The following is a 22,537-nucleotide window of genomic DNA, read 5'->3' as shown; positions in this document are numbered from 1 at the left end:
CACCTGGATGGCTGAGCCGTTCCGTCCGGATCGTAGTCCCGGCCAGACAACCGCTTCCTTCTCCCGCAGGCGGGAGAAGGTGCCCGTAGGGCGGATGAGGGGCTGAGTGCTCAGTCCTTGCCGTTGCCGGCCAGACCTTCGACCCAGCAACGTTCACCTGGATGGCTGAGCCGTTCCGTCCGGATCGTAGTCCCGGCCAGACAACCGCTTCCTTCTCCCGCAGGCGGGAGAAGGTGCCCGTAGGGCGGATGAGGGCTGCGTGGTCAGCCCTTGGCGTTGCCGGCCAGATCTTCGACCCAGAAACGTCCGTCCGGATAGCTGAACTCCGCGATCGACGACGCATGCATTTCAGCCGAGAAACCCGCCGCCTCCGGGGCCAGATAGCGGCCGTGCCGGATGCGCACCGGGTCCAGGAAGTGCTGATGCAGATGGTCGACGAATTCGATCGCGCGGTCTTCCATCTGGCCGGTGATGGCCACGAAGTCGGCCATCGCCAGGTGCTGCACCAGTTCGCACAGGCCGACGCCGCCGGCATGCGGGAACACGCGGATATTGAACTTGGCGGCCAGCAGCAGGATGGCGAGGTTTTCGTTGACCCCGCCGACGCGCGCGGCATCGATCTGGATCAGGTCGACCGCACCGGCCTGCAGCAACTGCTTGAACATCACCCGGTTCTGGGTGTGTTCGCCGGTGGAGACCGGCACCGGCGTGATGCCCTGGCGGATCGCGGCGTGACCGAGCACATCGTCCGGGCTGGTGGGTTCCTCGATCCAGGCGATGTCGAATTCGGCCAGCTGGCGCATCCAGTCGATCGCCGGGCCCACGTCCCAGCGCTGGTTGGCGTCCACCGCCATCGCGATGTCCGGGCCGATCGCCTCGCGCGCCAGGCGGCAGCGGCGGACGTCGTCCTGCACGTTGGCGCCGACCTTGAGCTTGATGGTGCGGAAGCCATCGGCGACGGCTTCCTGTGCCAGCCGCACCAGCTTTTCGTCGGAGTAACCGAGCCAGCCGGGCGACGTGGTGTAGGCCGGGTAGCCTTGCTCGATCAACTGCGCGGTGCGCTGTGCGCGCTGCGGCTGCGCGGCGCGCAGCATGGCCAGCGCTTCATCGCGGGTGAGCGCGTCGGTCAGGTAGCGGAAGTCGATGGTATCGACCAGCTGCTCCGGCGTGAGTTCGGCGATATAACGCCACAGCGGTTTTTTCGCCGCGCGTGCGGCCAGATCCCAGGCGGCGTTGATCACCGCGCCGATCGCCATGTGCATCACGCCCTTTTCCGGACCCAGCCAGCGCAGCTGCGAGTCGTTGGTGAGCCGGCGTGCGAAGCCGCCCAGGTCGGCGATGACCTCCTCGACCGACAGGCCGACCACATGCTCGGCCAGAGCGGCCACCGCAGCGGTCTGCACATCGTTGCCGCGGCCGATGGTGAACACCAGGCCGTAACCGGCCAGGTCATCCGGCGCATCGGTGCGCAGCACGACGTAGGCGGCCGAGTAATCGGGGTCGGGATTCATCGCGTCCGACCCATCGAGCTCGCGCGAGGTGGGGAAGCGGACGTCGTGGGTATCGAGGGCGACGATGGTGCTCATGAAGGTCCTGGGCGATGGAAGCGGGAAATGGAAAAACGGGCCAAAAAAGCGTGAGCGCAGAGCTGCGCTTGCGCCCCTCTCCCACCGGGAGAGGGGTTGGGGTGAGGGAACGAACGCGTAGCGCCGGCAGTGTTGAAGCGCTGCAGTGACACATCCGTTTGCAGCACAGATCAGCAAATCACCAAACGATCAACGACGCATCGATATCAACGCGCTCCAGCGCGTAGTCGTTCAACGTGCCGCCACACCCCAGCAAAAGATACGCATGACGCATCAACACAAGCGCCGACACGTCACGTCCAACAACAACGGGCGACAGCGCGACGAATTGTTCGGAGACGTCGCTACGTCCCCTTAACCCCTCTCCCGAGGGGAGAGCGGCTTCAGGCTGCGTCGTGTGGATGCATTGCCACGTGCGTTGAGCGCCACTTGGGACGCAACGGTACCGAAATCCTGGAAAGGGAAAGGAGCCTCAGGCCGCATCGCGCGGATGCGCCACCACCGGCTGACGCTGGCGACCCAGTCCTTCGATCTCCAGTTCCATCAGATCGCCCGGCTTCAAATACACCGGCGGCTTCTGGCCCAGGCCCACGCCCGGCGGGGTGCCGGTGCTGATCACATCGCCCGGCATCAGCGTCATGTAGCGGCTGATGTGGCTGACCAGTTCGGCCACGCCGAACACCATCGTGCGGGTGCTGCCGTTCTGGTAACGATGGCCGTTGACCTCCAGCCACATCGACAGGTTCTGCGGGTCCGGCACTTCATCGCGGGTGACCAGCCACGGGCCGATCGGGCCGAAGGTGTCCGCGCTCTTGCCCTTGACCCACTGGCCACCGTGCTCGAGCTGGAACTCGCGTTCGGACAGGTCGTTGATCACCGCATAGCCGGCCACGTGGTTCAGCGCCTCGTCCACCGACACGTCGCGTGCGATATCGCCGATCACCACACCCAGTTCCACTTCCCAGTCGCTCTTGACCGAGCCGCGCGGGATGATGACGGTGTCGTTGGGCCCGCACACGGCGGTGGTGGCCTTCATGAAGAGAATCGGCATCTTCGGCACGTCCATGCCCGATTCGGCGGCGTGGTCGGCGTAGTTCAAGCCCACGCAGATGAACTTGCCGATGCGGCCCACCGCGGCGCCATAGCGCGGCTCGCCCTCGATCAGCGGCAGGGTGGACAGGTCCACTGCGCGCAGCTTTTCGAGGCCGGCGTTGGTGAGGTGCTCACCGGCGACATCGTCGATCACGCCGCTCAGGTCGCGGATCTGGCCTGCGGTGTCGATCACGCCGGGACGTTCGTGGCCTTCGGCGCCAATACGTACGAGTTTCATGCAGTCTTCCTTTGCAGGGGAGGAATCGGAGCGAGCAGCCACTTGCACGGTGTATCGGCAGGAGCTGGACGACGCGCTCGGAACAGGAATGTCGGTGATGCGTGCTGGCAGGCCGCCTCAGGCATGCGATGCGGCGTCTTGTCAGCAGTCTTCAGCACGGCTGCGAAACCATCGCCAGCGACCATGGGTCTGGCCGTTGCACGGCGGTGTCGTCGGCCGCGTTCAGTTGGACCAGCCCCCGTCGATGATGTGGGTCTGGCCGGTGGTGAAGGAAGATTCGTCCGACGCCAAGTACACCACCAGCTGCGCGATCTCGCGCGGATCGCCCAGGCGGCCCATCGGCTGGCGGTCGGTGAAGCTCTTCCACACCGCCTGTTCGTCGCCGCCCAGGGCCTGCACGCGCTGGCCCAGCGACGGCGTCTTGATGGTGCCCGGGCAGATCGCGTTGCAACGCACGCCCTGGGCCACGTAATCGGCGGCGATGGCCTTGCTCAGGCCGATCACCGCCGCCTTGGTCACGCCATAGACGAAGCGGTTCGGCACGCCCTTGATGCTGGAGGCCACCGAGGACATGTTGATGATGCTGCCGGCACCGCGTTCGAGCATGCCCGGCAGCACCGCCTTGCAGGTGTAGTACATCGCATCGACGTTGATCGCGAACGAGCGGCGCCAGGCCGGCTCGTCGCAGTCGAGAATGCTGCCCTGATGCACGTAGCCGGCGCAGTTGAACAACACATCGAACGGGCCGTGTTCGGCGACCAGTGCGGCGATGGCGGCGGCATCGGTGACGTCGAGCAATTGGGTGGTGATCGCCTGCGATTCGGATGCCAGCGCCTGCAGGGCAGCGGCATCGATGTCGGTGGCGATCACCTGCGCGCCGGCGCGTGCGCAGGCCAGCGCGCTTTCGCGGCCGATGCCGGCGCCTGCGGCGGTGATCAGGCAACGCTTGCCCTGCAGGCGGGTATTGGGCGTGGTGGGAATGGAGACTGTCATACCGATAGGGTTCCGTGGGTGGGGGCCGCCGGCCGTGGCAGACGATAGAACATGCGTGCGTTGTCGCCGAACACCGCAGCGGCGTGTTCGGCGGCATGACGGGTGACCAGCTGCTGTGCGAGATCAAACCACTGCGCGTAATCGGCACGCAGGGTCAGCACCGGCCAGTCGCTGCCCCAGAGCAGGCGCTGCGCACCGAAGCGCGCAAACAGGTGCGCGACATACGGCTCCAGTGCATCGATGCCGGCGCCGCGCGCGGCCTCGGTGAGCAGCCCGGACAGTTTGCAGTGTACGTTGGGGTGCTGCGCCAACGCGGCCATGCCCGCGGCCCAGGCAACGAATTCGCCTGCCGCAATCTGCGGCTTGCCGCCGTGGTCGACGACCACGCGCAACTGCGGATGGCGCTTCAAACGCGCCTGCAGTGCCGGCACATGCACGGCGCGGATCAGCGCATCGAAGGCAAGATCATGTGCCAGCATCGCGTCGAAGGCGGCGTCCAAGGCGGGGCCTGCCAACCACTGCGCATCGGCGATGTCCTGCACCATCGGGCGCAGCCCCTTGAGCGCACCGCCGCCTGCGCGGACCAGGGCGCCGATACGCGCAGCGGCATCGGGTGCGGCAAAGTCCACCCAGCCGACCACGCCGGCAATGCGCGGCGCGTCGTGCGCCAGCTCGAACAGATAACAGGTTTCGGCTTCGGTTGCGGCGGCCTGCACCACCACCACGCTGTCGATACCGGCTGCATCCAGTGCGTCGTCCACATCGTGCGGCGCGAAGTTGCGATACAGCGGCGCAAGCTCGGGCGTCAGCCAGTCGTAATCGCCGCGGGCCAGGTGCCAGAAATGCAGGTGTGCATCGACGCGGCTCATGGCGTGGGCAGGTCCGCATCGAGCAGGCCGCCGTTGCGCAGGCGCTGCCATAGCGCAGGCGGGATCGATGCCCGCAACCGCGTGGCGGCCGATTGCACCTCGGCGACGGTGCGCATGCCGGCCACCACGGTGGTCACCGCCGGATGCGCCAGCGGAAACTGCAATGCGGCCGCGCCGATGTCCACGTCGAACGCCGCGCAGGCCGCATACAGACGCTGCGCATGCTGCAAGGTGGTGGTGTCCACAGGGGCGTAGTTATAGGTGGCGCCGGGGCCGCGCGCATCGCTGAGCAGTCCGGAACTGTACGGGCCGGCCGACAGGATCGACACGCCGTGTTGCTGCGCCTGGTCGAGCAGCGCACGCGCGCCGTGCTGTTCCAGCAGCGTGTAGCGCCCTGCCAGCATCACGCAGTCGATCGGGAAGCGCGGCAACACCTCCAATGCCACGTCCTGCTCGTTGACGCCCAGCCCGATCGCCCCGCACGCACCGGATGCCTTCAACTCCGCCATGGCCGGCAAGGCCTCCTCCAAGGCCTGCTGCAGCAGATGGGCGTGGTTGTCGCCGTGGGTCAGGGCACCGATGTCGTGCAGCAGCAGCACGTCGATGTAGTCGGTGCCCAGGCGCTCCAGGCTGGACGCGAACGCACGCCGCACGCCGTCGGCGCTGTAGTCGAATTCGGCGCGGCGGCCGGCCACCGCAAAACCGTCGCGCCCCGCCACCGCCTGCGCGTCGTCGTAGACGCAACGGCCGACCTTGGTCGACAGCGTGTAGGCAGCGCGCGGCACGCCGGCCAGGCCACGGCCCAGGCGCGCTTCGCTGAGCCCGTAACCGTAGTAGGGCGCGGTGTCGAAGTGGCGGATGCCGGCCTCGAACGCGCTCGCCACCGCAGCCAGCGCGTCTGCCTCGGCGACCTCCCTGTACAGATTCCCGATCGGCGCAGCGCCAAATCCCAGCGCCGACAGCTGCACCTCGGTGCGGCCCAGGCGTTGCCGTGCCAGCGCGCTCACGCGCGACGCCCGGCAGGGCTGGCGCAGGCGGGGGCTGGATCTGAAAGGCAGCAGCTTTGCATTGCGACATCCACCAGCCGGCAGGCGCCCGGCTGTTCGCATATGAATATCGCAATCATCAATGAACAGATCACGCTGCAGTGCAGCATGGCGGAGTGAGGCTGGATCGAGGGCGGGATTGGGCAACCGGTGTGGCAGGTCTTGCAGGCCTTGCCTGCCGCGGTGTGGTCGGTTGGCTGATCGCAAGATCGGACCCTGCTGGTCGGCCGGATATCGCGTGTTGCATTCCCGGTACCGACGATGCGCTGGCAACAGCGCGCCATCCAGGATGCAGACCGGCAGGGTCGTGGACCAGGGAGCACCCATCCGGGCGCGCGCATTCGCAGGCGCTGCAGTGCCGCTGCCCACGCCACCCCGCGCGACCCTGATCGCGGCGGACCCGCTTGCGCAGCGAAGACACGCACCGCAGCGACGCTGTTCCTCCCGCTGCAACGCCAAGAACGTGTTGCTATTTCGAAATCCGAATGCCGCATCACCAGTTCCTATAACGCCGCTTGCGCGGTTGCCTCGTAGCGGCGCGTCAGGCTAGATGGCAGCCCTGATCCGACGAAGCTGATGCATGCCAGACACGACACGGCGGGAGTTGTTCAAGGTGCTGGCCGCAGGCGCATTGGTCGCGCCGCTGCCGGCTGCCGCGCAGGCGCCAGCCATGGGCTGCGCGCATCCGCCGCAGTGGGCGCGCGGCATCGAAGGCCAGCGCAAGGCAGACCTGGGCAACGGCACCTACCTCAATCCCATCGTGGCCGGCGATCACCCGGACCCCACCATCCTCAAGGATGGCGACGACTACTACATGACGTTTTCGTCGTTCTTTTCCTACCCGGGCATCGTGCTGTGGCACTCCACCGACCTGATCAACTGGACGCCGATCGGCCCTGCGCTGCGCCAGGAGCTGGGCACGATCTGGGCGCTGGATCTGTGCAAGCACGACGGCCGTTACTTCATCTATATCCCGGCCAATCCCGACGACAAGGGTTGGTCGATCTTCGTGATCTGGGCCGATGACATCCGCGGGCCATGGAGCGCGCCGATCGATCTGAACATCGCCGGCTGCATCGATCCCGGCCACGTGGTGGGCGAAGACGGCAAGCGCTATCTGTTCGTCAACGGCATCCGCAAGATCCGCCTGCGCGACGATGGCCTGGCCACCGATGGGCAACTCGAACCGGCCTACGCGCCGTGGCGTTATCCCGACGACTGGGTGGTGGAGAACTTCGCGCCCGAAGGCCCCAAACTCACCTGGCACGACGGTTGGCTGTATCTGGTGACCGCCGTCGGCGGCACCGCCGGCCCGGTGACCGGGCACATGGTCATCGCTGCGCGCTCGCGCTCGGTGCACGGGCCGTGGGAACACTGTCCGCGCAATCCGCTGGTGCGCACGCTGTCCGAGCAGGAGCCGTGGTGGTCGCGCGGCCATGCCACGCTGGTGCAAGGCCCACGTGGCGATTGGTGGCTGGTCTATCACGGCTACGAAAACGGCTTCCGTACCCTGGGGCGTCAGACCCTGCTGGAGCCGATCGAGTGGACCGCCGACGGCTGGTTTCGCGCCACCGGCGGCGACCTGTCCACGCCGTTGCGCACGCCGGCACGCGCTGCCGCCGGCGGTACGTCCATAGCCACCGGCGTCGCGTTGTCCGATGATTTTTCCACCGACCGATTCGGCACCCAATGGAGCCTGCACGCGCCCAAGCCGGGCGAGCAGGCGCGCATGCGGCGGGCCAACAAGGCGTTGACGCTGACCTGCGCGGGCACATCGCCCATCGACAGCGCGCCGCTGACCTGCGGCGTGCCCGATCGCGCCTACGCCGCCGAGGTCACGCTGGAGTTGGTCGGCGATGCCGAAGGCGGCATCGTGCTGTTCTACAACCACAAGGCCTTCATCGGCATCGGCTTCACCGCCGACACCATGAAGACCTACGAGTATTCAGAAGAACTGGCGTGGGCACGCGCGCCCAATACGCACCGCCGCATCCGCGTGCGGCTGACCAACGATCGCCACGTCGTGAGCTTTGAATATTCGTTCGACGACGGCCGGCAATGGATACGCCACCCCACGCGCATGGAAGTGTCCGGATTCCATCACAACGTGTTCGGCGGTTTCTTGAGCCTGCAGCTGGGCGTGTATGCCGCGCAGCAAGGCGAAGTGGTGCTGCGCGATTTCCGGTACCGCGCGCTGGGCTGATGCGGCTGCTGGTCGCGTCGGGTACGTGGCCGACGCATGCGCCATGATACGGAGGGCATGAGCGAAGGACGGCGCGATTGCCAAGGCCGCGCTGCGGTGTCGGCAATCAGCGCCTGCGGAGAGCGATACATTGCGAAAACGCGCCAAAAACAGCGCACGTCGCGCGCGCCGTCCAACGCGATACCAACCAGGCGGTTGCTGCCTTGCACGCATTGCGCCTTGCATTGCGCACCTGCAAGAAGCGGGGCCACGCGGCCCCGCCTGACGGCTTAGCCGCAGCAATAGCACACGTTGCCTTGCCCCAATTGACCGCCGAATTCCGGGCACTCGGCCGCGCATTGCCATGCGCTGCAGGCCTCGGTCGTCGGCTGGGTGTTGCTGCCTGCCATGACCTGAAATGCGCCGAAGCCGGTACTGGCCAGGAACGCCGCTGCCACCAACGCATTGCGCACAGATAACCAACGCTTGTTCATGCACTCACTCCTTCACCGTTGCCAATGCCGCTGGCGCATCCGTGCGGCGCAACGCGGCGACCAGGTCCTGCACCCGCTCCGTGGTATCGAACAGGCCGACATGGGAATGGCGCACGCGCCCCTCCCCATCGACGGCCATCACCAATGGCACATTGCGCGCCCGAAACAGCATCAGCGCGCGGCGGTCGGTCAGCGTGACCACCGGAAAATCGAAACCATGCACGTGCGCATAGCGCGCAGCCTGCGCCGGGTCGCAGTGACACACGCCCAATAGTTGCGGGCGGCCCGGCAGGTTGGCCTGCAACTGGCGCGCCGCACGCACGATGGTCGGCGCCGAGCGCCTGCAGTACGGGCAGGTGGTGGTAAAGAAGAACAGCACCTGTGGCTGCCCGTGCGCGGCGCCCAGCGTATAGCTGTGCCCGTCCATGCCAGTGGTAGCGATGGTTGGCACATACATGCCCGCGTACGGCGCGGTGACGCGCGTCTGCAGCCACTGTTGCTGCGTGCGCAATTGCTGGTTCTGCCATGCCAGCACCGCCACCAGCACGCATGCTGCCAGCAAGCCCAACCATAGCCATGGAAAACGTCGCGCCATCTGTGCTCCGGTTGCATCGCGTGAGCACGAGCCTTGTCCAGGCATCAGCATATGGTCAATGGTGATATCGACAACTGCGATGGCGCGCGGTACCTGGCTGTGGAGGCGATCACGCCGCAGCGCTTGGGCCTGCCAGTCTTTCGGCGTGACACAGCCGTCAGTTGCGCAAGTGCGCGCGGTCTGTACGCGGTGCGCATGGTTTGCCAACCGGTCTGGTTGCACAACGCCTGGCTTGTCAGCGGCCCACGTAGGGTGCGCAAGCGCGTCGCACCCGGTTGCGGGCAGTCGCAGCGGCGTGGCGCTTGGGCCCTGCTGCGCGTGGAGATGGCGTGGCATGCTGGCGCCCTGCGGCGCGTCGGTGCGCGCCGGTACCAGGGGACCCATGCATACGCTTCTTTCCACACGCCGCCTGCTGGCGCTGGCCTTGCTTGTCTGCGCCAGCGCGCACGCCAACGACAGCAGTTTTGGCGACGACAACGGCACCATCCGGCTGCTGCACCAGCCCGACATCAGCATGGACAAGGAAGCGCTGCTGCTCAGCGAAGAACGCGTGCAGGTGGACTACGTGTTCACCAACAACAGCGAGCGCGACCTCAGCGTGCCGGTGGCCTTCCCGATGCCGCCGATGTATTTCGGCATGGCCGACCACAGCGAACTCACCGATTTCAAACTCTGGGTGGACGGCAAGCCGGTCGCCACCACGCGCAAGCTGGTGGTGTTGCTGGACGACGGCAGTGACATCTCCAAGGCGTTCGCTGCCACCGGCTGGACGCAGGACGATGTGGCCGCCTTCACCGAATCCGGCACTGCGCCCAAAGGTCGCAAACCGCTGCCCGCGCGCTGGGTCGATACCGACGCGCAACCGCGTTTCACCCTCAACGAGTACTTCGTCTGGCAACAGGCATTTCCGGCGCGCCGCAGCGTGCAGATCCGGCATGCGTACGCGCCCAGCCTGTCCACCGGCGTGCCGCAGCCCAGAACGTATCTGCTGGAGTCCTATGCAAAGGACACCTGCATCGAACCGGCCACCAAGGCCAGCATGCAGCGCCGCGAGGGCCAGTCCGGCCTGGCCTGGGCCAACCTGCGCTACGTGCTCACCACCGGCAAGAACTGGAACGGCCCGATCAAGGACTTCCAGCTGACCATCCGCAAGCAGGCCGCCAGCGACATCCTCAGCCTGTGCTTCGACGGCGAGCTGAAAAAGATCGACCCGCTGACCTTCCAGTTCAAGCAGGCCAACTTCGTGCCGATGCGCGATCTGAACATCCTGTTCGTGCGCGCGCCGGAGTAGACACGACAAGCACCACACGTAGGAGCGCACCCGGGCGCGACGCAGCGTTACCGGGCAACGCCCATCACGGTTGTACGCGCCAACGCACAGTTGTCTTATGCAAAAACGAGCTTTGCCGAGAAAGGCCATCGCGCCCAGGTGCGCTCCTACGCTGGTACCGCGTTGCGTTGTGCGGAAGTGGGCTGCTGTCGATACCGACCAACAGTGGCGGCAAACATATCGGCCATCGCACGTAGGAGCGCACCCGGGCGCGACGCAGCTTTACCGGGTAATGCCCACTACGGTCGTGCGCGCCAACGCACAGTTGTCTTCTGCAAAAAGCGAGCTTTGCCGAGAATGCCCATCGCGCCCAGGTGCGCTCCTACGCTGGTACCGCGTTGCGTTGTGCGCAACTGGACTGCTGTCGACGCCGTCCAACAGTGGCGGCAAACATATCGGTCACCACACGTAGGAGCGCACCCGGGCGCGACGCAGCGTTACCGACCAGCCCCGACGCATGCAGACATATGCCTGCGCGTCAGTCCTCTTCCGGCGGCGGCAATACGATGCCGTCGGCATCGATGGCGAGCTTGCCGGCCATCAGCACCGCCTGGGTGCGGTTGGTGACGCCGAGCTTGCGCAGGATCGCGGTGACGTGCGCCTTGATGGTGGCCTCGGACACGCCCAGGTCGTAGGCGATCTGCTTGTTGAGCCGGCCTGCGCCGAGCATCTGCAGCACCCGGAACTGTTGCGGGGTCAGATCGCGCAGGCGCTGGCCGACCTCGCGCTCTTCGCTATCGGTGGGCGGCAGGTTCTGTGCTTCGGCCGGGATCCAGCGCTCGCCATCCAGCACCGTGGCCAAGGCGCGACCGATGGTGTCCGAGTCTGCGGATTTGGGAATGAAGCCGAACGCACCATGGTCGATCGCACGCCGCATCACCGTGGGCTCTTCGCGTGCGGACACCACCACCACCGGCAACTGCGGATGCAGCGAGCGCATATGCACCAACGCACTGAAGCCCTGCGCACCCGGCATGTTGAGATCCATCAACAGCAGGTCCGCGTCCGGTTGCGCGTCGGCCAGCGTGTACAACGCATCCACGTTGTCGGCTTCGAACAATTTTACGCCCGGCATGACCCGCTGCACCGCCCCGCGCAAGGCCTCACGGAACAGGGGATGGTCGTCGGCGATCAGCAGGGTGGTCATTGAGGGGCCGGGAATCGGGAATCGGGAGTGGGGAATCGGGAATTGCAAAGGCAACAGCAAAGGGCAGAAAGGCAAGCAACAGCAACAACAAGACGGCAACAGCGGGGTGGCGAAGTTGGTGCGACGGATTGGAAAGATCAACATCGAGATGGGGAGGAATGGCCTGGGGACCGTTTCCACGAATCCCCAGTCCCGCCGACTCGTCCCACTGCTCAGGGAACCGCGTCAACGATTCCCCGTTCCCGGTTCCCCATTCCCCGACGCGCGTCAGCGCGTCAACCGCTCGCTTACCAGCGAATCCACCACCGATGGATCGGCCAGGGTCGAGGTGTCGCCGAGCTGGTCGGGGGCGTTCTCGGCGATCTTGCGCAGGATGCGGCGCATGATCTTGCCCGAGCGCGTCTTCGGCAGGCCGGGTGCCCACTGCAGGTGATCCGGGGATGCGATCGGGCCGATCTCCTTGCGCACCCAGCTCACCAGTTCCTTGTGCAGTTCCTCACTTGGGGTTTCGCCGGCGATCAAGGTGACGTAGGCATAGATGCCCTGGCCCTTGACGTCGTGCGGGAAGCCGACCACCGCCGCTTCGGCGACCTTGGGGTGCGAGACCAGCGCGCTTTCCACCTCGGCGGTGCCGATGCGGTGGCCGGACACGTTGATCACGTCGTCCACGCGGCCGGTGATCCAGTAATAGCCATCGGCATCGCGGCGGCAACCGTCGCCGGTGAAGTAGCTGCCCGGATAGGTGCGGAAATAGGTGTCGATGAAGCGCTGATGGTCGCCGTAGACGCTGCGCATCTGCCCCGGCCACGAATCCAGCAGCACCAGGTTGCCTTCGGTGGCGCCTTCCAGGATCTTGCCTTCGGCATCGACCAGCGCCGGCTGCACGCCGAAGAACGGCAGCGTTGCCGAGCCCGGCTTGAGATCGACCGCGCCGGCCAGCGGCGAAATCAGGATGCCGCCGGTTTCGGTCTGCCACCAGGTATCAACGATCGGGCAACGGCTGTCGCCGACCACCTCGTAATACCAGCGCCAGGCTTCCGGATTGATCGGCTCGCCGACGCTGCCGAGCAGACGCAGGCTCTTGCGCGAGGTCTTCTTGACCGGCGCTTCGCCATCGCGCATCAGTGCGCGGATCGCGGTGGGCGCGGTGTAGAACAAGGTGACTTGGTGCTTGTCGATCACCTCCCAGAAGCGCGAGACGGTCGGGTAGTTGGGTACGCCTTCGAACATCACGGCGGTGGCGCCATTGGCGAGCGGGCCGTAGACGATGTAGCTGTGACCGGTGACCCAGCCCACGTCGGCGGTGCACCAATAGATGTCGTCCTCGCGCAGGTCGAACACCACTTCGTGCGTATAGCTGGCGAACAGCAGATAGCCGGCAGTGGTGTGCAGCACGCCCTTGGGCTTGCCGGTGGAACCGGAGGTGTAGAGGATGAACAACGGATCTTCCGCGTTCATGCGCTCGGGTTCGCACTCGGCCGGCTGGCCGTCGACCACGTCATGGAACCAGCGATCGCGCGGTGCCTGCATCTCCACCGCACCACCGGTGTGGCGCACCACCAGCACGGTTTCCACCGTGTTGGTGCCGGGAATCTTCAACGCCGCATCCACGTTGGCCTTGAGCGGAATCTTCTTGCCGCCGCGCAGGCCTTCGTCGGCGGTGATGATCAACTTGCTCTGGCAGTCGATCACGCGGTCGGCAATCGAGTTGGCGGCAAACCCGCCGAACACCACCGAGTGCACCGCGCCGATACGCGCACAGGCCAGCATGGCCACAGCGGCGTCGACGATCATCGGCAGGTAGATGGTGACGCGGTCGCCCTTCTTGACGCCGAGATTGCGCAGTGCGTTGCCGAGCTTGCAGACGCGCTCGTACAACTCGCGGTAGGTGACCGGGTAAGACGCCGCGTCCGGGCTGTCGGGTTCGAACAGCAGTGCGGTCTTGTCGCCGCGCGTGGCGAGCTGGCGGTCCAGGCAGTTGACGCTGGCATTGAGTTCGCCGTCGCCGAACCAGCGGATATGGAAGTCGCCCAGCGCGAAGCTGACGTCCTTGACCTGGGTGGGTTGCTTGAACCAGTCCAGCCGCTGCGCGGCCTTGCCCCAGAACTGCTCGGGATGCTCGATCGATTCGCGGTACAGCGTTGCGTACTGCTCGCCATCGACGCGTGCGCCCTTGGCGAACGCGGGATCGACGGGATAAACATCAGCCATGGCACCCTCACTTGCGATGAACTTGTCGGGAGAGGGCGTTGCGGCTGCCCTCGGTAGGCAATCAGTGTGCCGTATCCATTCTGTCCCGGCGGTCAACGGCGCCTTAGACCATGGTCGTAACCAGTGGCGTGCGCTGGCGCACATCCATTGCGGGTCCTGGTGCGGCCATCGGTCACCTTGTGGAATGCTGCGTTGCAGCTACGACCAAAGGCGAATAGGCTGCAAACCGCGGACTGCCTCACGCTCCGCACAGCATCGCCATCAAGCGCGAGGCCTTCATTGGGGAGAGGGTTCCATGACACACCGTATTGCACCGTTGGTGCGCAAACCGCTGGCCGCAGCCTTGTTCGTGGCCATCATGCTGCCGGGCGTGGCGTTTGCGCAGACGGCCAAGGAAAAGGCGCTGGAAGCGCGCATTGCCGAGCTCGAGCGTCAGGTTCAATTGCTGGTCTCTGCGCAGCAACAACAGCAGGGCCAGATCGCCCAGACGCAGACCCAGGTCACCGAGGTGCGCACCTTGCAGGCGCAAACGCCAGCCGCCGCGCCCGCACCTGTGGTCCCGGCCGGCAAGCGGCCGATCCAGGTCACCAGCATCACACCGAACGCAGCGGCGGGGACAACGTTCCGTTACGGTGGTTTCATCAAGGCCGACTTCATGACCACCCGCACCAGCGACGGCGCATTGCCTGAAGGTGCGGTGGGGCGTTACCTGTACATTCCGACGCAGACGCCTGTCGGGGGGCAGGCGTCGAGCACCGACACCGACTTCCACGCCAAGTTCTCGCGCTTCAACCTGGGCGTGGACACGGTGACCGAAAACGGCGACAAGCTCACCGGCTTCATCGAACTGGATTTCTTCGGCAACGCGCTCGCCAACCAGGTCAACAATCTGTACGGCGGCACCTTGCGGCATGCCTACATGAGCTGGAACAACTGGCTGGCCGGCCAGACCTGGTCCAACTTCATCGATTCCACGATCCTGCCGGAGGCCGCCGACATCGTCGGGCCGACCGACGGCGCGCTGTTCAGCCGTCAGACCCAGATCCGCTACACCCGCGGTGCCTTCAGCGTGTCGGCAGAAAATCCCGAAACGCTGACCACGCCCTACCAGGGCGGCAACACCATCCTGGCCTCGGACCACGGCGCGATGCCGGATCTGACTGCGCGCTACAACTGGAAGGGCACCTGGGGCACGTTCGGTCTGTCGGCGATCGCACGTCAGTACCGTACCCGCAGCGCGCTGACCAACGACACCGACTTCGGCGGCGCCATCGCCGGCGGCGGCCGCTGGATCATCAACGCCAACAACGATCTGCGCTATCAGCTCAGCTACGGCGAAGGTCTTGGCCGTTATCTGGGCCTGGGCAACGGCTCGGACGTGGAGATCGACATCGACGGCAACATCCAGACCGTCAGCACGATCGCCGGCTGGGTGGCCTGGCGCCACGACTACAACGCCAAGCTGCGCAGCACCATCATGTATTCGCGCGTGAATTACGACCACGACATCGCCAATACCGGCGGGCTGGCGAGCAAGTCGCAGCAGAGCATCCGCGCCAACGTCTTTTATTCGCCGCTGCCCAAGGTCGATGTGGGTGCCGAGCTGATGTACGGCCGTCGCGAAGCGGAGAACGGCGATTCAGGCGACATCTCGCGCCTGCAATTCACCACCAAGTACAGCTTCTAAGCTTCACCCCCGCCGGCGGCCCGCCACGCAAGTGGGCGGGCCGTGCCGCCCGCACTCCAGGAGACAGACCATGACCGTCTCGAATGACGCATTGATCGCCAAGATCGATGCCAATCCGAAGTACCACGCGCTCAAACGCCAACGCAATACGCTGGGCTGGACGCTGACCGTGCTGATGTTGCTCGCCTATTACGGCTACATCGGCCTGATCGCCTTCGACAAGGAATTCCTCGCCAAACCGATCGGCGCCGGGGTGACCTCGATCGGCATTCCGATCGCGATCGGGGTGATGGTGTTCACCATCGTCATCACCGCCATCTACGTGCGTCGCGCCAACAGCGCCTACGACCAGCTGACCGCGCAGATCCTCGAGGAAGCCCGCAAATGAGCAAGACTTCGCGCCTTCTCCTGATTCTGGCCGGCCTGCTGCCGGCAGGCCTCGCACTGGCCGCTGGCGGCGACATGGGCCAGGTCGACAAGCAGCCCACCAACTGGGTGGCGATCGGCATGTTCGGCTTCTTCGTGCTGGGCACCTTGTGGATCACCAAGTGGGCGGCGGCCAAGACCAAGTCGGCCGCTGACTTCTACACCGCCGGTGGCGGTATCACCGGTTTCCAGAACGGCCTGGCGATCGCTGGCGACTTCATGTCGGCGGCCTCGTTCCTGGGCATCACCGCGGCGGTGATGGCCAACGGCTACGACGGCCTGATTTATGCGATCGGCTTTCTGGTCGGTTGGCCGATCCTGACCTTCCTGATGGCCGAACGGCTGCGCAACCTCGGCAAGTACACCTTTGCCGACGTGGCCGGCTACCGCTTCGCGCCGACCGCCATCCGCAGCTTCGCCGCTTCCGGCACATTGGTGGTGGTGCTGTTCTATCTGATCGCACAGATGGTCGGTGCCGGTGCGTTGATCAAGCTGCTGTTCGGCCTGGACTACTGGGTCGCGGTGACCCTGGTCGGCGTGCTGATGATGATCTACGTGCTGTTCGGCGGCATGACCGCCACCACCTGGGTGCAGATCATCAAGGCGGTGCTGCTGCTGACCGGCGTGACCTTCATGGCGGTGGCGATCATGTGGCACTTCAACTTCAGCTTCGAGGCGCTGTTTGCCGAGGGCGTGCGGGTGAAGACGGCGATTGCGGCCAACGGCGGTGCATCGCAGGAAGACGCGGCCAAGGCCGGCCTGTCGATCATGGGCCCTGGCGGCTTTGTGAAGGACCCGATCTCGGCGATCTCCTTCGGCATGGCGCTGATGTTCGGCACCGCCGGCCTGCCGCACATCCTGATGCGCTTCTTCACCGTTCCCGATGCCAAGCAGGCGCGCAAGTCGGTGCTGTGGGCCACCACCTGGATCGGCTACTTCTACATCCTGATCTTCATCATCGGCTTCGGTGCGATCGCACTGGTGCTGACCAACCCGCAGTTTGCGGACGTCACCACCGGCACCATCCACGGCGGCAAGGGCGCGGCCAACATGGCGGCGGTGCTGGTCGGCAATGCGGTCGGCGGCAACGTGTTCATGGGCTTCATCTCGGCGGTGGCCTTCGCCACCATCCTGGCAGTGGTCGCGGGCCTGACCCTGTCCGGCGCCTCGGCGGTGTCGCACGACCTGTACGCCACGGTGATCAAGAAGGGCAATCCGGCGCCGGGTTCGGAGCTGAAGGTCTCGCGCGCCACCACCCTGGTGCTGGGCGTGATCGCCGTGCTGCTGGGCATCGTGTTCGAGAAGCAGAACGTGGCCTTCATGGTCTCGCTGGCCTTCGCCATTGCGGCCTCGGCCAACTTCCCGGTGCTGATCCTGTCGTTGTTGTGGAAGAACTGCACCACCCGCGGTGCGGTGACCGGCGGCTTCCTGGGGCTGGTCTCCTCGCTGGTGCTCACCATCCTGTCGCCGTCGGTCTGGGTGGACACGCTGGGTAACGCGGCCGGGTCGGCGCCGTTCCCGTACACCTCGCCGGCGCTGTTCTCGATGACCATTGGCTTTGTGGGCATCTGGCTGTTCTCGATCCTGGATCACAGCCCGCAGGCGGCCAACGAACGCGCAGCGTTCAAGGCCCAGCAGATCCGCGCCGAAACCGGCCTGGGTGCCAGCGGTGCGTCGGGTCACTGACGTGCAGTCACCGAGCAGTCGCGGAACGCCGGCCTAGTGCCGGCGTTCCGCGTTTTGGGCAAGCGGCTTACAAAACGTAGCGAGCAGTGCTCAGGTGGGTGGTAACGGCGCGGCAACCGCAGTGTAGGAGTGGTACATGCTCGCACCTAGCACCGGCCGCGTCCTCCCGGCAGTGAGCGCGGTAGTTTTGTGCCTCGCTCCAAGGCTCAGAGCGGGCAGCGTCTGTGCCTGTGCTGCCACGTATCTACGCTCATCCGCCAACACGAGGGCCGGGACCTTTACCGGTCGACCGTGCGCGCAGCGCGGATACCGGCCGTGATCCAGCGTCGGAAGGACCCTGGCGCAAGGCGACATCAGAGTTTGGTGTGCAGGTGTCCGACGCGCTGCGCGCGCAGGAGCGCCAGCGCCGCGCACTTGCGCGCCAACAACACTATCCCCGGCGCCTGCTTCGTTTTTCACGCTACGCCTGCGCAACTACGAAGAACGGCAACATCAGCGAAGAAATTAAGTCATCGAGAGTGACTAAATTGGCCCGGAAGCCGAACGCTGATCACGCCCGGCTTGGCCTCTCCCCCGGTATCGACCGGCCGGCGAGTGCGCTGCAAGCGAGTTCGCCGATTGCGTCGACCCCTCGGCTCTCGTCCATCCCTTGCCCTTCCTGCAACTACGAACCGGGACACAGAGACCATGCCTACCCTCCTCGCTCCACATCCGCTGGCCCGCGCCTGCCGCCTGTTCGGCGCATTGGCCCTGCTGGCTGCACTACCGCAGCTGGCGATGGCCGCCTGCAACGACAGCTCCGACATCAAGATGCAACGCATCCTGTTCAATTCTTCCAACACCGTTGTGCTGGCGCACCGTGGCTTGTGGGGCAAATACGCCGGCATCGCCGACATGCCGGAAAACTCGCGCGGCTCGCTGCAGATTGCCAACGACCAATGCATGGACGGTGTGGAGCTGGACGTCAAGCTCACCAGCGATGGCGTGCCGGTCCTGCTGCACGACTACAACCTGGGCCGCACCACCACCGTGTGGCAGCAACATCCCGGCGTGAAGTACGACCCGATCACCAATCAGGGCGTCAACCCGTCGGTCCTGGTCACCCCGTGGTCGCAGGTCAGCCAGTTGTTCCTGCTGACGCCTGATCGGCGTACCACCACCGGCTATCACGTACCGCGTGTGGATGAACTGTTCGCCTACTACAAGCAACACAACCTGCGTACGCCGATGGTGTTCGACATCAAGGACGCGGCCACGGTACGCGCAGTGCGCAAGGCCGCCGAGAGCCAGTTCGGTGTGGCATCGGGCAGCTATGTCGCCGCCAAGGTCAATGCAACGCTGTACACCAGCCGGGATGCCTACCGTGCCGATGGCAGCGGCATGGTCGGCATTCCGGTGTTCACCACCAACATGCTGGGCAAGATCAATGTGCGCCAGACCATCTCGGCATGGATGAACGACGGTCATCAGACGATGGAGATCAACGTCAAGCAACTCGGCGGCCTGCTGCAGAGCGATGCCGATTTCATTCGCGAGCGTGGGTATCGCGTGGGCGTGTTCCAGGCGATTCCGGACGGCCCGTCTGCCGGCAAGTTCTATCAAAACAGCGGCGCCTGCTGCTACGCGCTGTCGGATCTGTATTTCTCCTACGGCGGTGGCCGCGACACGGCCGACAATCGCGGCAATCTGGATTTCATCGTGCGCGACGAGGCCTTTGGCCTGATCACCAGCGACGACCCGAAAGCGGCCATCGCCTACCTGCGTGCGCGCGGCAAGCACGACTAAGAGCAACTGACAAAACTACTGCGCAGCCGCCAGGCGGGCGCGGCCGGTGCTCGGAATCCTCATGTACCACTCGTACACTCCGGTTCCTCCGCGTCGCCCACGCCCACCTGACGGCTGCTCGCTACGTTTCGTTAGCCGCTCTCAGCAGCTGTTGCCGGCCCGTGCGGGCCGGCAGTCCCGGCGGCGGCACCTGCCGCCGCCGGTTCATGCCATGACGGAGATTGCCCATGTTTTCCACACCGCATTGTTTCAGGCTGCTTTGGTTGAGCCTTGCCTGCTGCACACCGCTGGCGCAGGCCGCCACGGCCGATGCACTGCTGCACACTGGCGCGGCTTCCGCAAAAGTGCTGCAGATTGGACACCAGACTTTCAGTGCGCCGGAGTATCGCGCGCTGGCCCTGGCCGACCTGCCGCAGAACGCCAATCCGGCCGTTGCGGCCGACCCGAATTTCGTTCGCGAATTCGCCGACCGGCTGCTGCTGATGGAGCAGGCGCGCCAGGCGCATCTGCAAGACGACCCGGTGGTGGCCGCGCACATCCGGCAGGCCACCGATGCCATTCTTGCCGAGGCAATGCGGCGGCGCGCACGCGATGCCGCGTCCATCGACGCGACGCAGGTGCAGGCCCAGTTCGATGCGCATCCGCACGATTACGACGAAGTCCGCCTCAGCCATCTGTTCGTGGCCTTGCAGCCCGAAGGCGATGCCCGACGTGGCACACCGTTGACCGATGCACAGGCGCTGGCACGCGCACAGCGGCTCAAGCGGCAGCTGGATGCCGGCACGCCCTTCGAAGAGCTGGCGATGCGCGAATCCGACGACGGCAGCACCGCGGCCGAGGGTGGCCAGTTGTCATCGATCTTCCTGCGCAACGTGGCCGATGTCTTTGTTGCGCCCGTGCAGGGGCTGGGCGTGGGGCAGGTTTCGGCCCCTGTCCGCGGGCTGGACGGATATCACCTGATCCGCGTGGATGCGCGCATACCCGCCACGCTGGAGACAGCGCGCGGGCAGATCGAAGTGCAATTGCGCGACCAGGCCGCCACCGCTGCGCTGGAACGTCTGCGCCAGGCCAATCCGTTGCAGTTCGATCGCGCCGCGCTGGAAGCGGCGCTGCGTTGATGCCGGCGCCGGCGCTGAACGTCGGTGCGCGGCCATGCCATCGGCCCCGGTCGCGCTGGCCGCTGGCGGGCGCGGTATGCGCGGCAGGGGCAATGGCGGTTGCCGGGGCGTGGAGCCTGCACACGCTTGCCGCGCCGCACCTGCAGAGCGGCGTCGCTGCGAGTCATGGGCTGCATGCGGGGGGGGCATCGTCGCAGCCGCCTGCGCGCATCGATCAGGGCCTGTTCGACAGCGCCATGCAACAGCTGGCCTGTCGCCAGCAGGGTGAGCAACGGGCAGCGCAGATCGCGCACGGCGGTGCGCGCCTGCCGCCGGTGGAGGGTCGTCGCTGCGTCGCCGGCACGCAGCTGCAGATCGAGGCACTGCTGCGCACGGCCGCAACGCACGGCGATGCCGACGCGCAACGCTATCTGCTTGCGCAGCGCGCGACCGAGCTGCTGCAACGTGCGGTGGCCGCCGCACCCGCCGGCGTGCCCGCGCAACTGTCGGCGAGCGACGAACAGGAGGTGGCAGCGCTTGTGGCCGAGTTGGAAACGCTGGCGCTGGCAGGCCATCGCGACGCCATCGAGACATTGGCGCAGGTAGTGGAATCGCCGCTGCTGCATGCACCCGACCCGGTGTATGCCGCTGCGTGGCGGCTGGCCGCGCGCCAACCGCCAGGCCGCGCGCTGGATGCTGCGGCACCGTTGCAGGCAGATGAAGAATTGCTGGAGTCGATGACCCAACAGCAGCAGCAACAGGCACGTGCGCTGGCGGTGGAATTGTTCGGCTATTGCTGCCGCACACGCGCTGCGGCAGCTCGGTGATGCAGGGCATCCAGGCCAATTGCCGCTATCGCGCGTGCGCCCGGCGACCAGGCAACGTACCCGCTGGCGCCCGCAGCCACGGCATGGCCGCCACTCAACGGAAGTAGCGCGCCTTCAACGGCAGCGTCGCCGCCCCGATCGCGCAGGCATCGGCCGGCGCTTCGGCCGGCAGCAGCGCCGGCAGCGGGCGGCCCTGGCCGCGACGCGGCTGGTTGTCGATCTGCACCGCGGCGATCAGGCGCTGCGCCAGATCGGCCGGCAGGCGACCGCCGAACACGATGGCCTCCGGGTCGCACACCGCGGTGATCGCCGAGACGATCAGCGATACGCCCGGCGCGCTGCGTGCGATCCAGCGCTCGATCGCCGGCCAGGTGGGGTCGTAGGCGGCCAGCAGCGCGCGTATATCCGGCAGCGCGATCCCGTCGTCGGCCAGCAGTTCGCGCAGCAGTTCCAGCGTTGCGCGTTCGAGGTTCTGCGCAGGCAGCATGCCGGCGAACTCGCCGGCATTGCCGCGCGCGCCGCGCAGCACCTGGCCGTCGACCACCAGCCCGCCGCCGAAGCCGTAGCTGAGGTAGAGGTAGGCGAAGTCGCGGTATCGCCGGCCCGCGCCGAGCATCGCCTCGCCGGCCGCAGCCACGCTGCCGTCATTGTCCATCCACACCGGCTGCGCAAAGGCCTCGGCCAGCCACGGACACAGCGCGATCTGGCCCAAGGCGCGCAGCGGCTCGGGCGGATTGATGAAGCTGTCCACGCCGGTAAAGAACCCGCTCACCGCCACACCGATCCCCAGGCGCGGGCCTGCCGTGTCGACACGCGCCAGCACCGCGGCATCGGCGGCCTGGAGCTGGGCCAGCACGCCGTACAAGGTGGTATCGGTCAGCGCCACGTCGGTGGCGGCCAGGACCGCACCGGAAAAATCCATCAGCGCCAGGCTCAGCGCGTCGGTGGCGATGGAGATGCCCAGGGTGTGGCCGTGGCCCGGGTTCAACGACACCGCTACGCCCGGCTTGCCGCGCCCGGCACGGGCGATGCTGCTGCCCATCTGCACCATGCCGCGCGTTTGCAGGCCTTCGATCAGGCGCACCGCCGTCTGCACGGTCAGCCCGGTGCCGCGGCTCAGGTCGGCGCGGGTCAGCACCCCGGCCAGCCGCAGGCGGTCGAGCATGTCGCGCTCGTTGAGGCTCAAGCCGGGCAGGGCTGGCGCGTGCGGAGGCAGCGCAAAAGCGACGGTGGAAGGCATGGCACG

Annotated in this window: 18 protein-coding genes and 2 other RNA genes; 9 read left to right on the top strand and 11 right to left on the bottom strand. The window is 66.2% G+C overall.

What is annotated here, in order from left to right; all coding sequences use genetic code 11:
- Positions 1–263: 263 nt before the first annotated feature.
- From FHY19_RS16365 to FHY19_RS16345, 5 genes are all read right to left on the bottom strand, one after another.
- Entirely contained in the window at positions 264–1,586 is a 1,323-nt protein-coding gene (locus FHY19_RS16365) for an L-fuconate dehydratase (RefSeq protein WP_259167248.1), read from the bottom strand.
- Between the two features lie 472 nt (positions 1,587–2,058).
- A complete protein-coding gene (locus FHY19_RS16360) occupies positions 2,059–2,916 on the bottom strand; it encodes a fumarylacetoacetate hydrolase family protein (protein ID WP_259157830.1) in 858 nt (285 codons plus the stop codon).
- A gap of 222 nt (positions 2,917–3,138) precedes the next feature.
- Positions 3,139–3,909, bottom strand: coding sequence for an SDR family oxidoreductase (locus FHY19_RS16355; RefSeq protein WP_259167247.1), 771 nt, complete (start codon positions 3,907–3,909; stop codon positions 3,139–3,141).
- On the bottom strand, positions 3,906–4,778 hold the full coding sequence (locus tag FHY19_RS16350) for an amidohydrolase family protein (RefSeq protein ID WP_259157821.1): 873 nt from the start codon (positions 4,776–4,778) through the stop codon (positions 3,906–3,908). The genes FHY19_RS16355 and FHY19_RS16350 overlap by 4 nt, the downstream gene beginning before the upstream one ends.
- Positions 4,775–5,785 carry an aldo/keto reductase gene (locus FHY19_RS16345; protein ID WP_259167246.1) on the bottom strand — a complete coding sequence of 337 codons (1,011 nt, stop codon included), beginning with the start codon at positions 5,783–5,785 and terminating at the stop codon, positions 4,775–4,777. The genes FHY19_RS16350 and FHY19_RS16345 overlap by 4 nt, the downstream gene beginning before the upstream one ends.
- A 619-nt stretch (positions 5,786–6,404) precedes the next feature.
- On the opposite strand from FHY19_RS16345, the gene FHY19_RS16340 reads away from it, so the two are divergent.
- The gene (locus tag FHY19_RS16340; protein WP_259167245.1) at positions 6,405–8,027 is read left to right on the top strand and encodes a family 43 glycosylhydrolase; all 1,623 of its coding nucleotides are present in this window, start codon (positions 6,405–6,407) and stop codon (positions 8,025–8,027) included.
- 269 nt (positions 8,028–8,296) lie between these two features.
- On the opposite strand, the gene FHY19_RS16335 is transcribed toward FHY19_RS16340, so the two are convergent.
- Positions 8,297–8,500 (bottom strand): hypothetical protein, encoded by a 204-nt coding sequence (locus tag FHY19_RS16335; RefSeq protein ID WP_012439607.1) that lies wholly within the window; start codon positions 8,498–8,500, stop codon positions 8,297–8,299.
- Between the two features lie 4 nt (positions 8,501–8,504).
- Positions 8,505–9,068, bottom strand: a complete 564-nt coding sequence (locus tag FHY19_RS16330) for a TlpA disulfide reductase family protein (protein ID WP_259167360.1) — start codon at positions 9,066–9,068, stop codon at positions 8,505–8,507.
- Between the two features lie 409 nt (positions 9,069–9,477).
- Between FHY19_RS16330 and FHY19_RS16325 the strand changes: the two genes are divergently transcribed.
- Positions 9,478–10,386, top strand: a complete 909-nt coding sequence (locus FHY19_RS16325) for a DUF4424 domain-containing protein (RefSeq protein WP_259167244.1) — start codon at positions 9,478–9,480, stop codon at positions 10,384–10,386.
- 517 nt (positions 10,387–10,903) lie between these two features.
- Here the strand turns inward: FHY19_RS16325 and FHY19_RS16320 are convergent.
- The gene (locus tag FHY19_RS16320) at positions 10,904–11,572 is read right to left on the bottom strand and encodes a response regulator transcription factor (protein ID WP_184421286.1); all 669 of its coding nucleotides are present in this window, start codon (positions 11,570–11,572) and stop codon (positions 10,904–10,906) included.
- 267 nt (positions 11,573–11,839) lie between these two features.
- Positions 11,840–13,783, bottom strand: coding sequence for an acetate--CoA ligase (gene acs / locus FHY19_RS16315; protein WP_259167243.1), 1,944 nt, complete (start codon positions 13,781–13,783; stop codon positions 11,840–11,842).
- Positions 13,784–14,078: 295 nt separating this feature from the next.
- On the opposite strand from acs, the gene FHY19_RS16310 reads away from it, so the two are divergent.
- The 3 genes from FHY19_RS16310 to FHY19_RS16300 all read left to right on the top strand — a co-directional run bounded on the left by FHY19_RS16310 (position 14,079) and on the right by FHY19_RS16300 (position 17,582).
- Positions 14,079–15,470 carry a porin gene (locus FHY19_RS16310; RefSeq protein WP_259157768.1) on the top strand — a complete coding sequence of 464 codons (1,392 nt, stop codon included), beginning with the start codon at positions 14,079–14,081 and terminating at the stop codon, positions 15,468–15,470.
- Between the two features lie 70 nt (positions 15,471–15,540).
- Positions 15,541–15,858 (top strand): DUF485 domain-containing protein, encoded by a 318-nt coding sequence (locus tag FHY19_RS16305; protein ID WP_101364961.1) that lies wholly within the window; start codon positions 15,541–15,543, stop codon positions 15,856–15,858.
- Positions 15,855–17,582, top strand: a complete 1,728-nt coding sequence (locus FHY19_RS16300; protein WP_259157763.1) for a cation acetate symporter — start codon at positions 15,855–15,857, stop codon at positions 17,580–17,582. The genes FHY19_RS16305 and FHY19_RS16300 overlap by 4 nt, the downstream gene beginning before the upstream one ends.
- A 64-nt stretch (positions 17,583–17,646) precedes the next feature.
- Here FHY19_RS16300 and FHY19_RS16295 read toward each other — a convergent pair.
- Positions 17,647–17,720, bottom strand: a non-coding RNA gene (locus FHY19_RS16295) — sX9 sRNA.
- A gap of 639 nt (positions 17,721–18,359) precedes the next feature.
- Between FHY19_RS16295 and FHY19_RS16290 the strand changes: the two genes are divergently transcribed.
- The 4 genes from FHY19_RS16290 (at position 18,360) to FHY19_RS16275 (ending at position 21,291) form a co-directional block, all read left to right on the top strand.
- Positions 18,360–19,367, top strand: a complete 1,008-nt coding sequence (locus FHY19_RS16290) for a glycerophosphodiester phosphodiesterase family protein (RefSeq protein WP_259158445.1) — start codon at positions 18,360–18,362, stop codon at positions 19,365–19,367.
- Positions 19,368–19,428: 61 nt separating this feature from the next.
- A non-coding RNA gene (locus FHY19_RS16285) (sX9 sRNA) lies at positions 19,429–19,504 on the top strand.
- A 90-nt stretch (positions 19,505–19,594) separates the two neighbouring features.
- Positions 19,595–20,485: a peptidyl-prolyl cis-trans isomerase gene (locus FHY19_RS16280; RefSeq protein ID WP_259167242.1), complete on the top strand. Its 891-nt coding sequence runs from the start codon at positions 19,595–19,597 to the stop codon at positions 20,483–20,485.
- Positions 20,486–20,577: 92 nt separating this feature from the next.
- Positions 20,578–21,291: a hypothetical protein gene (locus FHY19_RS16275; RefSeq protein WP_326521145.1), complete on the top strand. Its 714-nt coding sequence runs from the start codon at positions 20,578–20,580 to the stop codon at positions 21,289–21,291.
- A gap of 94 nt (positions 21,292–21,385) precedes the next feature.
- On the opposite strand, the gene FHY19_RS16270 is transcribed toward FHY19_RS16275, so the two are convergent.
- Positions 21,386–22,531 (bottom strand): ROK family transcriptional regulator, encoded by a 1,146-nt coding sequence (locus FHY19_RS16270; RefSeq protein WP_259167239.1) that lies wholly within the window; start codon positions 22,529–22,531, stop codon positions 21,386–21,388.
- Positions 22,532–22,537 lie beyond the last annotated feature (6 nt).

The organism is Xanthomonas sp. 4461, assembly GCF_024806475.1.
Taxonomy (GTDB): Bacteria; Pseudomonadota; Gammaproteobacteria; order Xanthomonadales; family Xanthomonadaceae; genus Xanthomonas; species Xanthomonas arboricola_F.
The sequence above is the reverse complement of the archived record's forward strand: the minus strand, read 5'-3'. Positions and strand labels throughout refer to the sequence as shown.